Consider the following 16,738-nt stretch of genomic DNA (forward strand, 5'->3'; position numbering starts at 1 on the left):
GTAATGATCCCACAGATTTCTCAGGCACCGGGCGTCGTTCAGCTGGTGCTCAATTTTTTGCAGGCACTGGAGCAACAGGGTTTTACAGGTGATACCGCCACAAGTTATGCCGACAGGCTTACTATGGCGACGGACAACAGTATCTATCAGCTCCTTCCCGATGCGGTGGTTTTCCCCCGTTCGACCGCAGATGTGGCGCTTATCGCCCGGCTGGCGGCGCAGGAGCGTTTCGCTTCTTTAATCTTCACCCCCCGCGGCGGCGGTACCGGCACCAACGGCCAGTCCCTTAACCAGGGCATCATTATCGATATGTCGCGTTATATGAACCGCATTATCGAGATGAATGCTGAAGAGGGGTGGGTGCGCGTTGAGGCGGGCGTCATTAAAGATCAGCTTAATCAGTTTCTGAAGCCCTACGGCTACTTCTTCTCACCTGAGCTCTCCACCAGCAACCGCGCCACGCTGGGCGGGATGATCAATACGGACGCTTCGGGCCAGGGCTCGCTGGTCTACGGCAAAACGTCCGACCACGTGATGGGCATCCGGGCCGTCCTGCTGGGGGGCGATATACTTGATACGCAGCCGATGCCGGTTGCGCTGGCTGAAACGCTGGCTGAAGAGAATACGGCTACGGGCCGCATCTACCGCAGCGTGCTGGAGAGTTGTCGCGACAACCGTCAGCTGATCCTCGAGAGCTTTCCGAAACTTAACCGTTTTCTCACCGGTTACGACCTGCGCCACGTCTTTAACGACGAGATGAGCCAGTTTGACCTGACCCGCATTATCACCGGCTCGGAAGGAACGCTCGCTTTCGTCACCGAGGCGCGGCTCGACATTACCCGCCTGCCGAAAGTGCGTCGGCTGGTTAACGTTAAATACCGCTCCTTCGACTCCGCGCTGCGTAACGCCCCCTTTATGGTGGAAGCCCGGGCGCTGTCAGTGGAAACCGTCGACTCCAAAGTGCTAAACCTGGCGCGGGAGGATATTGTCTGGCATTCGGTAAGCGAGCTGATCACCGATGTTCCGGATAAAGAGATGCTGGGTCTGAATATCGTTGAATTTGCCGGCGATGATGCTGAACTGATTGACGGCCAGGTGGCGGCTCTCTGCCGCCGTCTCGATGAACTGATCGCGCGGGAAGAGGGCGGGGTGATTGGCTGGCAGCTCTGCAGCGATCTCGCTGGTATCGAGCGGATCTACGCGATGCGTAAAAAAGCGGTCGGCCTGCTCGGTAACGCGAAGGGCGCCGCCAAACCGATTCCTTTTGCCGAAGATACCTGCGTACCGCCAGAACATCTGGCCGACTATATCGCCGAGTTCCGGGCGCTGCTTGACGGTCACGGCCTGAGCTACGGTATGTTTGGTCATGTGGATGCCGGCGTGCTGCATGTACGCCCCGCCCTGGATATGTGCGATCCCCGCCAGGAGATGCTGATGAAGCAGATCTCCGATGAGGTGGTGGCGCTGACCGCGAAATATGGCGGCCTGCTGTGGGGTGAACATGGTAAAGGTTTTCGTGCCGAATACAGCCCGGCCTTTTTCGGCGAGCGGCTGTATGGGGAGCTGCGTAAGGTGAAGGCGGCATTCGATCCGCAAAACCGGCTTAATCCCGGCAAGATCTGCCCCCCGGCAGGCGTTGACGCGCCGATGATGAAAGTCGACGCCGTCAAGCGTGGCACCTTTGATCGGCAGATCCCGATTGCGGTGCGTACTGCCTGGCGCGGCGCGATGGAGTGCAACGGTAACGGTCTCTGCTTTAACTTCGATGTGAAAAGCCCCATGTGTCCGTCGATGAAAATCACCAGCAATCGTATCCACTCCCCGAAAGGGCGCGCGACGCTGGTACGCGAATGGCTGCGGCTGCTGGCCGATCGCGGCGTCGATCCCCTGACTCTCGAAAAAAATCTGCCGGAAAAGCGCGCCAGCCTGCGCACGTTGATCGAGCGCTCCCGTAACAGCTGGCACGCGCGCAAAGGGGAGTATGATTTTTCCCATGAGGTAAAAGAGGCGATGTCCGGGTGTCTCGCCTGCAAAGCCTGCTCGACCCAGTGCCCGATTAAGATCGACGTCCCGGAGTTCCGCTCACGCTTTTTACAGCTTTACCACACTCGCTATCTGCGCCCGGTCCGCGATCATCTGGTGGCGACGGTGGAGAGCTATGCGCCGCTGATGGCGCGCGCGCCGAAAACCTTCAACTTTTTTATCAGCCAGCCGCTGGTGCGCAAGCTCTCCGAGAAGCATATCGGTATGGTGGATCTGCCGCTGCTCTCCACCCCTTCGCTGCAGCGCCAGCTGGTGGGGCACGCCAGCGCCAACATGACGCTGGAGCAGCTTGAGGCGCTGAGCGACGAGCAGAAAGCAAAAACCGTGCTGGTGGTACAGGACCCGTTCACCAGCTATTACGAGGCGCAGGTGGTGGCCGATTTTGTCCGTCTGGCAGAAAAGCTCGGCTATCAGCCGGTGGTGCTGCCCTTCTCGCCAAACGGTAAGGCGCAGCATATCAAAGGCTTCCTGACCCGCTTCGCCAGAACGGCGCAAAAAACCGCAGATTTCCTCAACCGGGTAGCGGCGCTGGGGATGCCGATGGTCGGCGTCGATCCGGCGCTGGTGCTTTGTTATCGCGATGAGTATCGCCAGACGCTGGGGGAGAAGCGCGGTGATTTTCACGTCTTGCTGGTTCAGGAGTGGCTGGCTGCGCTCGGGGATAACGTTGCGCCGCAAACGGTCAGTGGCGAGCCCTGGTATCTTTTCGGCCACTGCACCGAAGTCACCGCCGTACCCGGTGCGCCGGCGCAGTGGGCCGCCATCTTCGCCCGCTTCGGGGCGAAGCTTGAGAACGTGAGCGTCGGCTGCTGCGGAATGGCGGGTACCTACGGACATGAGGTGAAAAATCACGCCAGTTCGCTCGGCATCTATGAACTTTCCTGGCACCAGGCGATGCAGCGTCTGCCGCGTAACCGCTGCCTGGCAACCGGCTATTCCTGCCGCAGCCAGGTGAAACGCTTTGAGGGCAACGGCGTGCGCCATCCGCTACAGGCCCTGCTGGAGATAGCCGGATGATCTGGAAACGCGCGGTCACCCTCCCGACGCTGAACGCCATGAGCGAGGGCAATATGGTCGGGCTGCTGGATATTCAGTTTACGCGCATCGGTGACAACGAACTGGAAGCCACCATGCCGGTCGACAGCCGGACGCAGCAGCCGTTTGGCCTGCTGCACGGCGGCGCGTCGGTGGTACTGGCGGAAACACTCGGCTCGGTCGCAGGCTATCTCTGTACCGAGGATGAGCAGAAGGTGGTGGGGCTGGAGGTGAATGCCAACCACCTCCGCGCGGTGCGCAGCGGCCGCGTGCGCGGCGTCTGCCGCGCGCTCCATACCGGCAGCCGACATCAGGTCTGGCAGATCGACATTTTTGACGAGCAGGGAAGGCTGTGCTGCACGTCGCGACTCACCACCGCCGTGGTGTGAATGCGGTTTGTTTTGCATCTGGTCAAAAAACGCGCATGAAAACGTGATATACTGGTCAGGTTTTGTACATGAACGAGGAAATTATGGATACCGAGCTAAACCCGACCCAACTGGCGATTGAGTTTTTACGCCGCGATAACAGCAATCTCTCCCCGGCGCAGTACCTTAAGCGCCTGAGACAGCTTGAGCTGGAGTTTGCCGATCTGCTGGCGCTCTCCTCCATGGAGCTGAAAGAAGAGATCTACTTCGCATGGCGGATGGGCGTCCATTAAGCGCGTGAGAGTACAGGTATAAGGTCGCCCCGGCGGCCTTTTGTCGTTCTTGCAGGCGAAAAATTGCGCGGATAGCAGTTTATGTTAAATCTGCCTCGCCGGTTTATGAGAATATTCTTACATCCCTTCAAGAGCTAAGCCAGATGAGTGCCGGAGATAAGCGCCGGGTGGGATAACGAACGGTCAGAACTGTTATGCAGCTCTGGCCGTTTGTTTTATAAAGCTTTATTACTTATCAGCATCTTTGTAGACGTCCGCCACGGCTTCAAAGTTTGGGCCATGCTGGCGCGCCGCTACGATGTGATAGTATTTCCCGCCTTTTTCATCCGCCAGATCGGATAACTTATCTTTCAGATCGCTCGGGGAGGAGATAGCTCCGCCAGACTGAGAGACGTTCACGGTGCCGATTTTCACCAGTTTAAAATGATCGACCTCTTCCTTAGAGACCGAATCGGCCGCCATAGCGCCGGAGGAAACTGCGGAGATGAGCAGAGAAGCAACCAGAGTATATTTTTTCATTGTATGCATCCTTGTTGATGGGAATTAGCGTTTGCACTACGCCCGTTAAGTGTAGACCATTCTTTATCGAGCGAAACGCCACCTCTCTTGACCATGATTTTCCCGTCCGGCTTACCCCCTATCTCAAAAATAGGTGTTTTCGATACATCTTTTCCTTTTCTTTTATTTGCGACCTGCGAATCATGAAAATCCTTTTCTATTCAATGCATTAATCAATTGGTTACAGTGCTTTCCTCTCGTCATGCAGGGTCTATGCTTAATGAAAGCCGTTAAAAAGGGCAGGGAGGAGGAAAGCCCCTGCTCTCAGGGGGTTGAAGTGATAATCGTTATCACTAACATGATGTTATGCCCTGAGGCTCAACAGATGAGGTGAACCTATGGAATTGCAATCAGAAACCTTTAACCCGGCTGATTTTACCTGGCGTGGCCTGACGCTTACGCCCGCGGCGGCGGCGCATATTCACGAGCTGATGGCGAAACAACCGGAGATGCTTGGCCTGCGTCTCGGTGTTAAGCAGACCGGCTGCGCGGGCTTTGGCTATGTGCTGGATACGGTGACCGAGCCGCAGAAAGACGATCTGCTGTTCGAAACCGACGGCGCGAAGCTCTATGTGCCGCTTCAGGCGATGCCTTTTATTGACGGCACGGAAGTCGACTTCGTTCGCGAAGGTTTAAATCAGATTTTCAAATTTCATAACCCAAAAGCCCAGAACGAATGCGGCTGCGGCGAAAGCTTTGGGGTATAGGCGGTACTATGTCTCGTAATAGTGAAGCAACTGACGATGTCAACACCTGGAGCGGCGGGCACCTCAACTATAAAGAGGGCTTCTTCACCCGTCTGCAGACCGACGAGCTGGCGAAAGGGATCAGCGAAGAGGTGGTGCGCGCCATCTCCGCGCGTCGCAATGAACCGGAGTGGATGCTGGAGTTTCGTCTCAACGCTTACCGCGCGTGGCTTGAGATGGAAGAGCCGCACTGGCTGAAGGCCCATTATGACAAGCTCAACTACCAGGATTACAGCTACTACTCCGCGCCCTCCTGCGGGAGTTGCGACGACACTTGCGCTTCCCAGCCGGGGGCGGTACAGCAGACCGGCGCCAACAGCTTCCTGAGTAAAGAGGTGGAGGAGGCCTTCGAGCAGCTCGGCGTGCCGGTCCGCGAAGGGAAAGAGGTGGCGGTAGATGCCATTTTCGACTCCGTGTCGGTTGCCACCACCTACCGCGAAAAACTCGCCGCGCAGGGGATCATCTTTTGCTCCTTCGGGGAGGCAATTCACGATCACCCTGAACTGGTCCAGAAGTATCTCGGCACCGTGGTGCCCGGCAACGATAACTTCTTTGCGGCGCTCAACGCGGCGGTCGCGTCCGACGGCACCTTTATCTATGTGCCGAAAGGGGTGCGTTGCCCGATGGAGCTCTCTACCTATTTCCGCATCAATGCTGAAAAGACCGGCCAGTTCGAGCGCACCATCCTGGTGGCGGATGAAGGCAGCTATGTGAGCTACATCGAAGGGTGCTCCGCCCCGGTACGCGACAGCTACCAGCTGCATGCGGCGGTGGTGGAAGTCATCATTCACAAAGATGCTGAAGTAAAATACTCCACCGTACAGAACTGGTTCCCGGGGGATAACAACACCGGCGGCATACTGAACTTCGTCACCAAGCGTGCATTATGCGAAGGGGAAAACAGCAAAATGTCCTGGACGCAGTCGGAGACCGGCTCGGCCATCACCTGGAAATACCCCAGCTGCATTCTGCGTGGCGACAACTCCATCGGCGAGTTCTACTCCGTGGCGCTGACCAGCGGCCATCAGCAGGCCGATACCGGCACCAAGATGATCCATATCGGCAAAAACACCCGCTCGACCATTATCTCCAAGGGGATCTCAGCCGGGCACAGCCAGAACAGCTATCGCGGACTGGTCAAAATTATGCCGACCGCCACGAACGCCCGCAACTTTACCCAGTGCGACTCGATGCTGATTGGCGCCGACTGCGGCGCGCACACCTTCCCTTATGTAGAGTGTCGTAACAACAGCGCCCAGCTGGAGCACGAAGCGACCACCTCCCGTATCGGGGAGGATCAGCTGTTCTACTGTCTGCAGCGCGGCATCAGCGAAGAAGATGCGATATCCATGATTGTTAACGGCTTTTGCAAAGACGTCTTTTCCGAGCTGCCGCTGGAATTTGCCGTTGAAGCGCAAAAATTGTTAGCCATCAGTCTTGAGCACAGCGTCGGTTAAGGAATTGACATGTTAAGCATTAAAGATTTACAGGTCAGCGTGGAAGATAAAGCGATCCTCCGTGGGCTTAATTTTGAGGTCCGTCCGGGCGAGGTGCACGCGATTATGGGGCCGAACGGCTCCGGCAAAAGTACCCTTTCCGCGACGCTGGCGGGACGGGAAGATTATGAGGTCACCGGCGGTACGGTCGACTTTAAGGGCAAAGATCTGCTGGCGCTCTCCCCGGAAGAGCGCGCCGGGGAAGGCATCTTTATGGCCTTCCAGTATCCGGTGGAAATTCCCGGCGTCAGCAATCAATTCTTTCTGCAGACCTCCCTTAACGCGGTACGCAAATACCGCGGGCAGGAGGAGCTGGATCGTTTCGATTTTCAGGATCTGATGGAAGAGAAGATTAAGCTGCTGAAGATGCCGGAAGATCTGCTCACCCGCTCGGTCAACGTTGGATTTTCCGGGGGCGAGAAAAAACGCAACGATATCCTGCAGATGGCGGTACTGGAGCCTGAACTCTGCATCCTCGATGAAACCGACTCCGGGCTGGATATCGATGCCCTGAAGATCGTTGCGGAAGGGGTGAATGCCCTGCGCGACGGCAAACGTGCCTTTATCATCGTCACCCACTACCAGCGCATTCTTGACTATATCAAGCCGGACCATGTTCACGTGCTCTATCAGGGCCGCATTGTGAAATCCGGCGACTTTACGCTGGTGAAACAGCTGGAGGAGCAGGGCTATGGCTGGCTTACCGAACAGCAGTAACGCGCTGCAGCAGTGGCATCGCCTCTTTGAAGCGCAGGGCCAGGCACGTTCCGGGCAGGCGCAGCAGCACCTTCAGCAGATGCTGCGCCTCGGCCTGCCGACCCGCAAACAGGAAAACTGGAAATATACGCCGCTGGAAGGGCTGGTTAACAGCCAGTTCGTCGCCCGTCAGACGGCGGTGACGCCGCAGCAGCGGGACGCGCTGGCGTTAACCCTTGACGCCATCCGGCTGGTCTTTGTCGATGGCGCTTTTCGGGCCGATCTGAGCGACAGCCTGGATCAGCATGACGTGATTCTGGCGGTGAATGACGAGCGTCGCGACCTGCCCGCACCGGTTCAGCCGGAAGTTTTCCTTCACCTCACCGAAAGCCTATCGCAAACCGTAACCCATATCCGCGTGAAGCGTAACCAGCGGCCCGCTAAGCCGTTGCTGCTGATGCATATCACCCAGGGGGCGGAGGGCGATGAGGTGAATACCGCGCACTATCGTCACCATCTGGAGCTGGAGGCGGGGGCCGAGGCGACCATCATAGAGCACTACGTCAGCCTGAGCGACGCGAAGCACTTTACCGGCGCGCGACTGACCATGAATGTCGCGCCGAATGCTCATCTGCGCCATTTCAAGCTGGCCTTCGAGAACCCGGTCAGCCACCACTTCGCCCATAACGATCTGCTGCTGGCGGCGGATGCGTCGGCCAGCAGCCACAGCTTCCTGCTGGGCGGCGTGGTGTTACGCCACCATACCAGCACCCAGCTTAACGGGGAAAACACCACGCTGAATATCAACAGCCTGGCGATGCCGGTGAAATCGGAGGTGTGCGACACCCGCACATGGCTTGCACACAACAAGGGCTACTGCACCAGTCGGCAGTTGCATAAGACTATCGTCAGTGACAAAGGGCGGGCGGTCTTTAACGGCCTGATTAACGTGGCGCAACACGCCATCAAAACCGACGGGCAGATGACCAATAACAACCTGCTGCTGGGCAAGCTGTCGGAGGTGGACACCAAGCCGCAGCTTGAAATCTACGCCGATGATGTGAAGTGCAGCCACGGAGCGACCGTGGGCCGGATCGATGAAGAACAGATGTTCTATCTGCGCTCGCGCGGGATCGACCAGCAGGCGGCGCAGAAGATGATTATCTATGCCTTTGCCGCAGAGCTGACGGAAGCGATCGACGACGAGGCCTTACAACAGCAGGTGCTGGCGCGTATTGGCCAGCGTCTGCCCGGAGGTGGCGCATGAATTTTCCGATAGAGAAAGTGCGGGCGGATTTCCCGATCCTTAGCCGGGAGGTGAACGGTCAGCCGCTAGCCTATCTCGACAGCGCCGCCAGCGCGCAGAAACCAAATCAGGTCATCGACGCCGAGGCCGATTTTTACCGCGGGGGCTACGCCGCGGTCCACCGGGGCATTCATACCCTCAGCGCCGAAGCCACGCAGCGTATGGAGCAGGTGCGTAATCAGGTCGCCGCGTTTATCAACGCCGGCTCGCCCGAAGAGCTGGTCTTTGTGCGTGGCACCACCGAAGGGATTAACCTTGTCGCCAACAGCTGGGGCTCGGCTGAGGTGGGGGCAGGGGATAATATCGTTATCACGCAGATGGAGCATCATGCCAACATCGTGCCGTGGCAGCTCCTCTGTGAGCGCACCGGCGCGCAGCTACGCGTGGTGGAGCTAAACCCGGACGGCACGCTGCGGCTGGAGCAACTCGATACGCTCCTGGATGCGCGCACGCGGCTGGTGGCGGTGACCCAGGTCTCCAACGTACTGGGATGCGAAAACCCCGTTGCGGAGATTATCGCCAGAGCGCATCAGGCGGGGGCGAAAGTGCTGGTGGATGGCGCCCAGGCGGTGATGCACCATACCGTCGACGTTCAGGCGCTGGACTGCGATTTTTACGTTTTCTCGGGACATAAGCTCTACGGCCCCACCGGTATTGGCGTACTCTATGTTAAAGAGGCGATTCTGCAGGCGATGCCGCCGTGGGAAGGGGGCGGTTCGATGATCGCCAGCGTCAGCCTGAGCGAGGGAACCACCTACGCCCGGGCGCCGTGGCGCTTTGAGGCGGGAACGCCTAACACCGGCGGGATCATCGCGCTGGGGGCAGCGATAGAGTATGTCAACGCTATTGGTCTGGAGGCGATTGCGGAGTATGAAGCGTCGCTGATGCGCTATGCGCTGCAGGAGCTGCGCAGCGTGCCGGAACTCACCCTTTACGGGCCCGCAGAGCGGCTGGGGGTTATCGCGTTTAACCTCGGCAAGCATCACGCCTATGACGTGGGAAGCTTCCTCGATAACTACGGCGTGGCGGTACGTACGGGACATCACTGCGCGATGCCGCTGATGGCCTTCTACAAGGTGCCCGCCATGTGCCGCGCGTCGTTTGTCATGTATAACACAACGGAAGAGGTCGACAGGCTGGTGGCGGGGCTTAAACGCATCCACCAGCTGCTGGGCTAAGAGAGAGGCAAAAGATGGCCGCGTTGCCGGATAAAGAAAAACTGCTGCGTAACTTTAGTCGTTGCGCAAACTGGGAAGAGAAGTATCTCTATATCATTGAACTGGGTCAGCGTCTGCCCGCCCTGAGCGAAGAGGCGCACAGCCCCGACAATATCATTCAGGGCTGCCAGAGCCAGGTCTGGATTGTCATGCGCCAGAACCCGGAGGGGATGATCGAGCTTGAGGGAGACAGCGATGCGGCGATTGTCAAAGGGCTGATCGCCGTGGTCTTTATTCTTTACCACCAGATGTCGGCGCAGGATATTGTCGCCTTTGACGTGCGCCCCTGGTTTGAAAAAATGGCGCTCACCCAGCACCTCACCCCCTCCCGCTCCCAGGGGCTGGAAGCGATGATTCGCGCAATCCGCTCCAAAGCCGCCACGATTAGCTAAACTCTTAAGACAGCTCTCATTCTGCTTGCGAGGCGCTTGACGCCTCGCTGTTTTTTCAGCTTTCTGGTCTCGTGCCAGTGAATAAGGAATCTCAGCATGAAGCGCGCGTCTGTTATTACACTTTTGCTTTTAGGTTCGCTCGGCGCTTTTCATTCAGCCCGGGCGATGGATTATCCCCTGCCGCCGCAAGGCAGCCGGTTGATTGGTCAGAACCAGAGCTATGTTATTCAGGAAGGGGATAAAAACCTGCAGACGATTGCCCGGCGTTTTAATACGGCGGCGCAGTTAATTCTGGAAACCAATAATACTATCGCCCCGGTCTATCCCGCGCCGGGCACGACCATCACCATTCCCTCGCAAATGCTGCTCCCCGATGCGCCACGGGAGGGGATCGTCGTTAACCTCGCAGAGCTGCGTCTCTACTATTATCCGCCGGGAGAAAATATTGTTCAGGTTTTCCCGCTGGGAATTGGCCAGCTGGGGCTGGAAACGCCGGTCAGCACCACCCGCGTGAGCCAGAAAATCCCTAATCCAACCTGGACCCCGACGCCGGGCATCCGGGCGCGCTCGCTGGCGCAGGGGATAAAATTGCCCGCCGTAGTGCCTGCAGGGCCTAATAACCCGCTGGGGCGCTATGCGCTGCGTCTGGGGATAGGCAACGGCGAATATCTGATTCACGGCACCAGCGCGCCGGACAGCGTGGGGTTGCGCGTAAGCTCCGGCTGTATGCGCATGAACGCGCCGGATATCAAAGCGCTGTTTGAACAGGTGCGGGTCGGCACCCGGGTACAGATTATCAATGAGCCGGTGAAGTACTCCGTAGAGCCGGACGGCAGGCGCTACGTTGAGGTGCATCGTCCTCTGGCGCAGGTAGAGGGGGAGAACCCGCAAACCACGCCGATTAAGCCATCCGGGGATTTTGCCGCCTTTGTGGCGCAGGGCAGCGATAAAACGCTGGTGGATAAGGCGCTCTACCGTCGGGCAGGGATACCGGTGCTGGTTTCAAATAACGGCGCTGCGGCGTCCAGCCAGAGCGTACAGTCGGTACAAAACAGCCGTAACGCTGCTGCGTTAGCGGAAAGTCAAAAGGAAGTGGCGGTACAGTAGAGGGGCGGTAAAAAGCGGGTAAAAAAAATGGCGCACAATGTGCGCCATTTTATTAACACAGGTACTATTACTTACGGTATTTAGTAGCCTGGTTGTCCAGACGCTGGTTAGCGCGAGCTGCGTCGTCTTTAGCAGCCTGAACGTCAGAACGCATTGCGTTCACGTCGTTGCTCAGCTGGTCAACTTTAGCGTTCAGAGTCTGAACGTCAGAAGACAGCTGATCGATTTTAGCATTGCTGGAGCAACCAGCCAGCAGAGTAGAACCCAGGATTACCGCGCCCAGTACCAGTTTAGTACGATTCATTATTAATACCCTCTAGATTGAGTTAATCTCCATGTAGCGTTACAAGTATTACACAAACTTTTTTGGGTTGAGAATATTTTTTTGATGGGAATGCGCCTAATTTTGATCGTTCGCTCAAAGAACAATCGAAATGACCGGAAAAATGGAAAAAAGTGTGAGAAAACAGGCTTTTTTCATCGGGTTCGCCTTAAATAAATCGTCATTAAATAGAGAAACCCGATTTGCTTTTTCATTAGAACTGGCTAACAGCGGTAATAAAAAAGCGCCCCGCAGGGCGCTTAGAAAAATTAAATAGATCAGAAATTTTACAAAACGTGTACGGATGCGGTGTTGGTAGTGCCGCTTGGAACCAGCGCGCCGGAAACCATTACAACCACGTCGCCTTTCTGCGCCAGGCCGCTGGTAACCGCCAGCTCTTTACCCAGACGGTAGAAGTCGTCAGTGGAGGAGATCTCTTTCACCAGCTGCGGCACAACGCCTTTGCTCAGCACCAGCTGACGCGCAGTCAGTTCATTGGTGGTCAGCGCCAGGATGGTGGCATCCGGGAAATATTTACGTACGGCACGCGCCGATTTACCGCCCTGAGTCGCCACGACGATCAGCGGCGCTTCCAGTTTTTCAGCTGTTTCAACCGCGCCGCGGCAAACTGCTTCGGTGATGCGCAGCTTACGGCTGTCGTTGTTGAAGTCCAGACGGCTGGTCATCACGCGGTCGGTACGTTCGCAGATGGTCGCCATGATGGAGACCGCTTCCAGCGGATATTTACCTTTTGCGGATTCACCGGACAGCATAACTGCATCGGTACCGTCGAGGATGGCGTTCGCCACGTCGCCTGCTTCCGCACGGGTCGGACGCGGGTTTTTGATCATGGAGTCCAGCATCTGGGTCGCGGTGATAACCACTTTACGCGCGCGGATGCATTTCTCAATCATCATCTTCTGCGCGAAGATAACCTCTTCAACCGGGATCTCAACGCCCAGGTCGCCACGCGCAACCATGATGCCGTCAGAGGCTTCGAGGATTTCGTCGAAGTTGTTCAGGCCTTCCTGGTTTTCGATTTTGGAGATGATCTGGATGTTTTCGCCGCCGTGCGCCTTCAGGTGCTCGCGGATCTCAACCACATCGGAACGCTTACGGATGAAGGAAGCAGCAACAAAGTCAACGCCCTGTTCGCAACCAAAGATCAGGTCCTGTTTATCTTTTTCCGCCAGCGCCGGCAGGGCGATGGAAACACCCGGCAGGTTAACGCCTTTGTTTTCGCCTAGGTCGCCGTTGTTCAGCACTTTACAGATGACCTTGTTACCTTCGATAGCGGTCACTTCCATGCCGATCAGGCCGTCATCCACCAGAACGGTGTTGCCAACGGAGAGATCGCTGGTGAAACCTTCATAGGTTACCGCCACGATTTCGTTGTTGCCCACTACGGATTTGTCCGTGGTGAAGGTAAAGGTCTGACCCGCTTTCAGCGAAACGTCGTTACCGCCTTCCAGCTTGATCGTACGGATTTCCGGACCTTTGGTATCAAGCAGAATAGCCGCTTTTTTACCGGTCTTGCTCATCACGTTGCGCAAATTCTGGATACGCTGGCCGTGTTCAGCATAGTCACCGTGGGAGAAGTTCAGACGCATAACATTCATGCCGGCGTCCAGCATTTTGCTCAGCATCTCTTCAGATTCGGTTTTTGGGCCGATGGTGCAAACAATTTTCGTCTTTTTCATGACAGTCTTAGTCTTTAAGTTGGGAAGGATATGAACATCGCGCTCCGGGGGCGCACCGCCGCGGAGTCAAACCGGTATTGCGAGATTTTGGGTGCCACGCACTAAGAATAGGTGACATCAAATGAGCGTGCAGAAGAAAGTGTGCCTGTGTGTCAGCCCAGCGGGAGAGAGGAGAGATTGTACGTTGTTTTTTGTATTCCAAACGCTGAAACCATTCACCAGGGATTTGGCGCGTATTATACGCTGAATTTCCTATAAAAGGAAAATGAAAACAGCGTTTCAAAAAGAATCTGTGCACTTTCACATAAGATTGTTATCAATGCGTTAAGTTCGACCGGCTGCTTTTATCCCGCGTTGCGCAACTTCGGCGGGCGAAGCGGGCGACCAGCGCAGAAAAGCGCACAGCGAGGTCTATAGTGCCAGAAGTTATAAGCCATTCCATTTTAGTCATTTAAAACATGATAACGCCTGTTTACTATCATTTGGACATCCATACTGCTAAACCGCTATTTGCGTGACGGACAACAGCCAGAATGATTGAACTCAGGAATATTTCGAAGGTTTTTGACAACGGTAAGGCTGCGCTGACGGCCGTTGATAACGTCAGTCTGACGGTGGAACAGGGGGAGATTTACGGCATTATCGGCTACAGCGGTGCCGGTAAAAGCACGCTGATTCGTCTGCTGAACGGTCTGGAAAAACCGACCGCCGGCAGCGTGACGATTAACGGACAGACAATTTCATCTGCGAAAGGTGAAGCGCTGCGCCAGGCGCGACTCAAAATCAGCATGGTCTTTCAGCACTTTAACCTGCTCTGGTCACGAACGGTAAGTGAAAACATCGCCTTTTCCATGCAGATTGCCGGCGTGCCGAAAGCGCAGATCAAACGCCGCGTGGCGGAGCTGATCGAACTGGTCGGTCTGAAGGGGCGTGAGAACGCCTGGCCTTCCCAGCTCAGCGGTGGGCAAAAGCAGCGCGTCGGTATCGCCCGCGCGCTGGCCAATAACCCCGATGTGCTGCTTTGCGATGAAGCCACCTCGGCGCTCGACCCGCAGACCACCGATCAAATTCTCGACCTGCTCTCAGACATTAACCGCCGTTTCCGGCTGACCATCGTACTCATTACCCATGAAATGCATGTGGTGCGCAAAATCTGCGACCGTGTGGCGGTGATGGAGAACGGTAAAGTGGTGGAAGAGGGGGATGTGCTAAGCCTCTTTACCCACCCGCAGCAGCCGATCACCCGCCAGTTTGTGCGCCAGGTGAGTCAGTATGCCGAAGAGGAGGCCTTCAACCCGGATCTGGCCCGCGAACTGCCGGGGACGGTTATCCGCCTGACCTTTACCGGGCAGAGCACCCACAGGCCGGTGGTAGGGGAGTTAACCCTGCGCTACGGCCTGCCGTTTAATATCCTGCACGGCAAAATGACCCAAACCGCCCACGGTCTCTTCGGCCAGCTCTGGGTACATGTGACGGCAACGGAGGAGCAGCTGAACAATATCCTCGCCGATTTACAGCACAGCGATATCGACGGCGAGGTGATCAAACATGGCTGAGACATTTTTTCCGCATCTGAAGTGGGAGCAGCTCTGGGCCGCCACCCAGGAGACGCTCTATATGACGGCGCTTTCCGGCATCGCCACCTTTGTGCTGGGGATTATCCTCGGGCTGGCGCTCTTTTTGACCGCGCGCGGCGGGCTGTTCCAGCACCGTCTGCTCTACAGCGCAATCTCCATCGTGGTGAACGTCTTTCGCTCCATTCCGTTCATCATTCTGATTGTGCTGTTGATCCCGTTTACCAAAACCATTGTGGGCACCATTCTTGGCGCGAACGCCGCGCTGCCCGCCCTGATCGTGGGTGCCGCGCCGTTCTATGCCCGCCTGGTGGAGATTGCCCTGCGGGAGGTGGACAAAGGGGTTATCGAGGCGACGCGTTCGATGGGGGCGCGGATGAGTACGCTGGTTTTCCGGGTTTTGCTGCCGGAATCCTCCCCCGCGCTGGTTTCCGGCATTACGGTGACGCTGATTGCGCTGGTGAGCTACAGCGCCATGGCGGGGGTCATCGGTGCGGGCGGGCTGGGCAACCTGGCCTATCTGGAGGGCTTTCAGCGCAACCATAACGATGTCACGCTGGTGGCGACGGTGACGATTTTAATCATCGTTTTCATTATCCAGTTCTGCGGCGACATCCTCACTTCACTGTTAGATAAAAGATAATCTCTGATAACACAGGAACCAACATCATGAAAAAAACGTTAACGCTGATAGCTGCCGCCACCCTTAGCGCCCTGAGCCTGACCGCCTGGGCCGACACCCTGACCGTAGGCGCTTCCAACACGCCGCACGCTGAGATCCTCGAGCAGGCGAAGCCGATTCTGGCGAAACAGGGTATCGATCTGGAGATCAAACCGTTCCAGGACTACATTCTGCCGAACACCGCGCTGGCGGGGCGTGACATTGACGCCAACTATTTCCAGCATATCCCCTATCTGAACAGCGTGCTAAAAGATCACGCCGGGGATAAAGAGTACGATTTCGTCAGCGCGGGCGCGATCCATATCGAGCCTATCGGTATCTACTCCAAAAAATATAAGACGCTGAAGGATCTGCCGGAAGGCGGCAAAATCATTATGCGCGACGCCGTGTCGGAAGAGGGACGCATCCTCTCTATTTTTGAGAAAGAAGGGGTGATTAAGCTGAAACCAGGCATCGACAAAGTGACCGCCCGCATCAGCGATATTGTCGAGAACCCGAAAAAACTCGTCTTCCAGCCGAACGTTGAAGCCTCCCTGCTGCCGCAGATGTACAACAACGACGAGGGCGACGCGGTGGTGATTAACGCTAACTACGCCATCGACGCTGGCCTCGATCCGGTTCACGATCCTGTCGCGGTGGAGAGCGGTGAAAACAACCCTTACGCCAACATCATTACCGTCCATCGCGGCGATGAGAAGAAAAAGGATATTGTGGCGCTGGTGAATGTGCTGCACTCCAAAGAGATTCAGGACTGGATCCGCACCAAATACAAAGGCGCCGTCATCCCGGTAAATAACTGATTTTACGGCTGACATGCAGGCCCGGCGAGATCTTCGCCGGGCTTCTTTTTTGTATCCCCCGGGAGGATCCAGTAAGCTGACTGTTTAAGGCGATGGAGGGACGACCATGGGCAATGTGACCAAAGACGAAGCGCTGTATCAGGAGATGTGCCGTGTGGTGGGCAAGGTGGTACTGGAGATGCGGGATTTAGGCCAGGAGCCGAAGCATATCGTGATTGCCGGGGTGTTGCGGACCGCGCTTGCGAACTCGCGTATTCAGCGCAGCGAACTGACCACCCAGGCGATGGAGACGGTGGTAAAAGCGCTCTCGGGCGTGCCTGTCAGCGCATCGCGGGAAGGGTAAAGCGCCAGCCAGGAGAAAACTGACCGCAGAAAAGGTCGGTGGATTCCTGAGATTTTGCTA

At 56.6% G+C, this 16,738-nt stretch carries 18 protein-coding genes; 14 read left to right on the forward strand and 4 right to left on the reverse strand.

The window, feature by feature from the left end; all coding sequences use genetic code 11:
- Window positions 1-3: 3 nt before the first annotated feature.
- The 3 genes from ydiJ (at window position 4) to BN3796_RS13665 (ending at window position 3,739) form a co-directional block, all read left to right on the forward strand.
- Complete coding sequence (ydiJ, locus tag BN3796_RS20595) at window positions 4-3,060, forward strand: D-2-hydroxyglutarate dehydrogenase YdiJ (protein ID WP_061708910.1); 3,057 nt, start codon at window positions 4-6, stop codon at window positions 3,058-3,060.
- Window positions 3,057-3,467 carry a 1,4-dihydroxy-2-naphthoyl-CoA hydrolase gene (menI, locus tag BN3796_RS13660; RefSeq protein ID WP_061708911.1) on the forward strand — a complete coding sequence of 137 codons (411 nt, stop codon included), beginning with the start codon at window positions 3,057-3,059 and terminating at the stop codon, window positions 3,465-3,467. The genes ydiJ and menI overlap by 4 nt, the downstream gene beginning before the upstream one ends.
- Before the next feature lie 83 nt (window positions 3,468-3,550).
- Window positions 3,551-3,739, forward strand: coding sequence for a YdiH family protein (locus BN3796_RS13665; protein WP_061709237.1), 189 nt, complete (start codon window positions 3,551-3,553; stop codon window positions 3,737-3,739).
- A 228-nt stretch (window positions 3,740-3,967) separates the two neighbouring features.
- On the opposite strand, the gene BN3796_RS13670 is transcribed toward BN3796_RS13665, so the two are convergent.
- Window positions 3,968-4,258: a YdgH/BhsA/McbA family protein gene (locus tag BN3796_RS13670; RefSeq protein WP_061708912.1), complete on the reverse strand. Its 291-nt coding sequence runs from the start codon at window positions 4,256-4,258 to the stop codon at window positions 3,968-3,970.
- 377 nt (window positions 4,259-4,635) lie between these two features.
- Here BN3796_RS13670 and sufA point away from each other — a divergent pair, with 377 nt between their 5' ends.
- The 7 genes from sufA to ldtE all read left to right on the forward strand — a co-directional run bounded on the left by sufA (window position 4,636) and on the right by ldtE (window position 11,257).
- Window positions 4,636-5,004 (forward strand): Fe-S cluster assembly scaffold SufA, encoded by a 369-nt coding sequence (gene sufA, locus BN3796_RS13675; RefSeq protein WP_061708913.1) that lies wholly within the window; start codon window positions 4,636-4,638, stop codon window positions 5,002-5,004.
- Window positions 5,005-5,012: 8 nt separating this feature from the next.
- Complete coding sequence (gene sufB, locus BN3796_RS13680; RefSeq protein WP_061708914.1) at window positions 5,013-6,500, forward strand: Fe-S cluster assembly protein SufB; 1,488 nt, start codon at window positions 5,013-5,015, stop codon at window positions 6,498-6,500.
- 9 nt (window positions 6,501-6,509) lie between these two features.
- Window positions 6,510-7,256, forward strand: a complete 747-nt coding sequence (sufC, locus tag BN3796_RS13685) for a Fe-S cluster assembly ATPase SufC (protein WP_061708915.1) — start codon at window positions 6,510-6,512, stop codon at window positions 7,254-7,256.
- Window positions 7,231-8,502, forward strand: coding sequence for a Fe-S cluster assembly protein SufD (gene sufD / locus BN3796_RS13690; RefSeq protein WP_061708916.1), 1,272 nt, complete (start codon window positions 7,231-7,233; stop codon window positions 8,500-8,502). Before sufC ends, sufD begins: the two co-directional genes overlap by 26 nt.
- Window positions 8,499-9,719: a cysteine desulfurase SufS gene (sufS, locus tag BN3796_RS13695; RefSeq protein WP_061708917.1), complete on the forward strand. Its 1,221-nt coding sequence runs from the start codon at window positions 8,499-8,501 to the stop codon at window positions 9,717-9,719. Before sufD ends, sufS begins: the two co-directional genes overlap by 4 nt.
- A gap of 14 nt (window positions 9,720-9,733) precedes the next feature.
- Window positions 9,734-10,150 (forward strand): cysteine desulfuration protein SufE, encoded by a 417-nt coding sequence (gene sufE / locus BN3796_RS13700; protein ID WP_061708918.1) that lies wholly within the window; start codon window positions 9,734-9,736, stop codon window positions 10,148-10,150.
- A gap of 96 nt (window positions 10,151-10,246) precedes the next feature.
- Window positions 10,247-11,257 (forward strand): L,D-transpeptidase LdtE, encoded by a 1,011-nt coding sequence (ldtE, locus tag BN3796_RS13705; protein WP_061708919.1) that lies wholly within the window; start codon window positions 10,247-10,249, stop codon window positions 11,255-11,257.
- A 67-nt stretch (window positions 11,258-11,324) separates the two neighbouring features.
- Here ldtE and lpp read toward each other — a convergent pair whose 3' ends face one another.
- The 3 genes from lpp to ynhH form a co-directional block, all read right to left on the reverse strand.
- Complete coding sequence (gene lpp, locus BN3796_RS13710; protein ID WP_001082307.1) at window positions 11,325-11,561, reverse strand: murein lipoprotein Lpp; 237 nt, start codon at window positions 11,559-11,561, stop codon at window positions 11,325-11,327.
- Between the two features lie 305 nt (window positions 11,562-11,866).
- Window positions 11,867-13,279 (reverse strand): pyruvate kinase PykF, encoded by a 1,413-nt coding sequence (pykF, locus tag BN3796_RS13715; protein WP_061708920.1) that lies wholly within the window; start codon window positions 13,277-13,279, stop codon window positions 11,867-11,869.
- 7 nt (window positions 13,280-13,286) lie between these two features.
- The gene (ynhH, locus tag BN3796_RS21245; protein WP_456107076.1) at window positions 13,287-13,583 is read right to left on the reverse strand and encodes a protein YnhH; all 297 of its coding nucleotides are present in this window, start codon (window positions 13,581-13,583) and stop codon (window positions 13,287-13,289) included.
- 229 nt (window positions 13,584-13,812) lie between these two features.
- On the opposite strand from ynhH, the gene BN3796_RS13720 reads away from it, so the two are divergent.
- The 4 genes from BN3796_RS13720 to fumD all read left to right on the forward strand — a co-directional run bounded on the left by BN3796_RS13720 (window position 13,813) and on the right by fumD (window position 16,678).
- Complete coding sequence (locus BN3796_RS13720) at window positions 13,813-14,835, forward strand: methionine ABC transporter ATP-binding protein (protein ID WP_061708921.1); 1,023 nt, start codon at window positions 13,813-13,815, stop codon at window positions 14,833-14,835.
- Entirely contained in the window at window positions 14,828-15,496 is a 669-nt protein-coding gene (locus BN3796_RS13725) for a methionine ABC transporter permease (protein WP_061708922.1), read from the forward strand. The genes BN3796_RS13720 and BN3796_RS13725 overlap by 8 nt, the downstream gene beginning before the upstream one ends.
- A 26-nt stretch (window positions 15,497-15,522) precedes the next feature.
- A complete protein-coding gene (locus tag BN3796_RS13730) occupies window positions 15,523-16,335 on the forward strand; it encodes a MetQ/NlpA family ABC transporter substrate-binding protein (RefSeq protein ID WP_061708923.1) in 813 nt (270 codons plus the stop codon).
- A 106-nt stretch (window positions 16,336-16,441) separates the two neighbouring features.
- Entirely contained in the window at window positions 16,442-16,678 is a 237-nt protein-coding gene (gene fumD, locus BN3796_RS13735; RefSeq protein WP_061708924.1) for a fumarate hydratase FumD, read from the forward strand.
- The last annotated feature ends 60 nt before the right edge of the window (window positions 16,679-16,738 follow it).

This window comes from Pseudenterobacter timonensis (genome assembly GCF_900021175.1).
In the GTDB taxonomy this organism is placed as follows: domain Bacteria; phylum Pseudomonadota; class Gammaproteobacteria; order Enterobacterales; family Enterobacteriaceae; genus Enterobacter; species Enterobacter timonensis.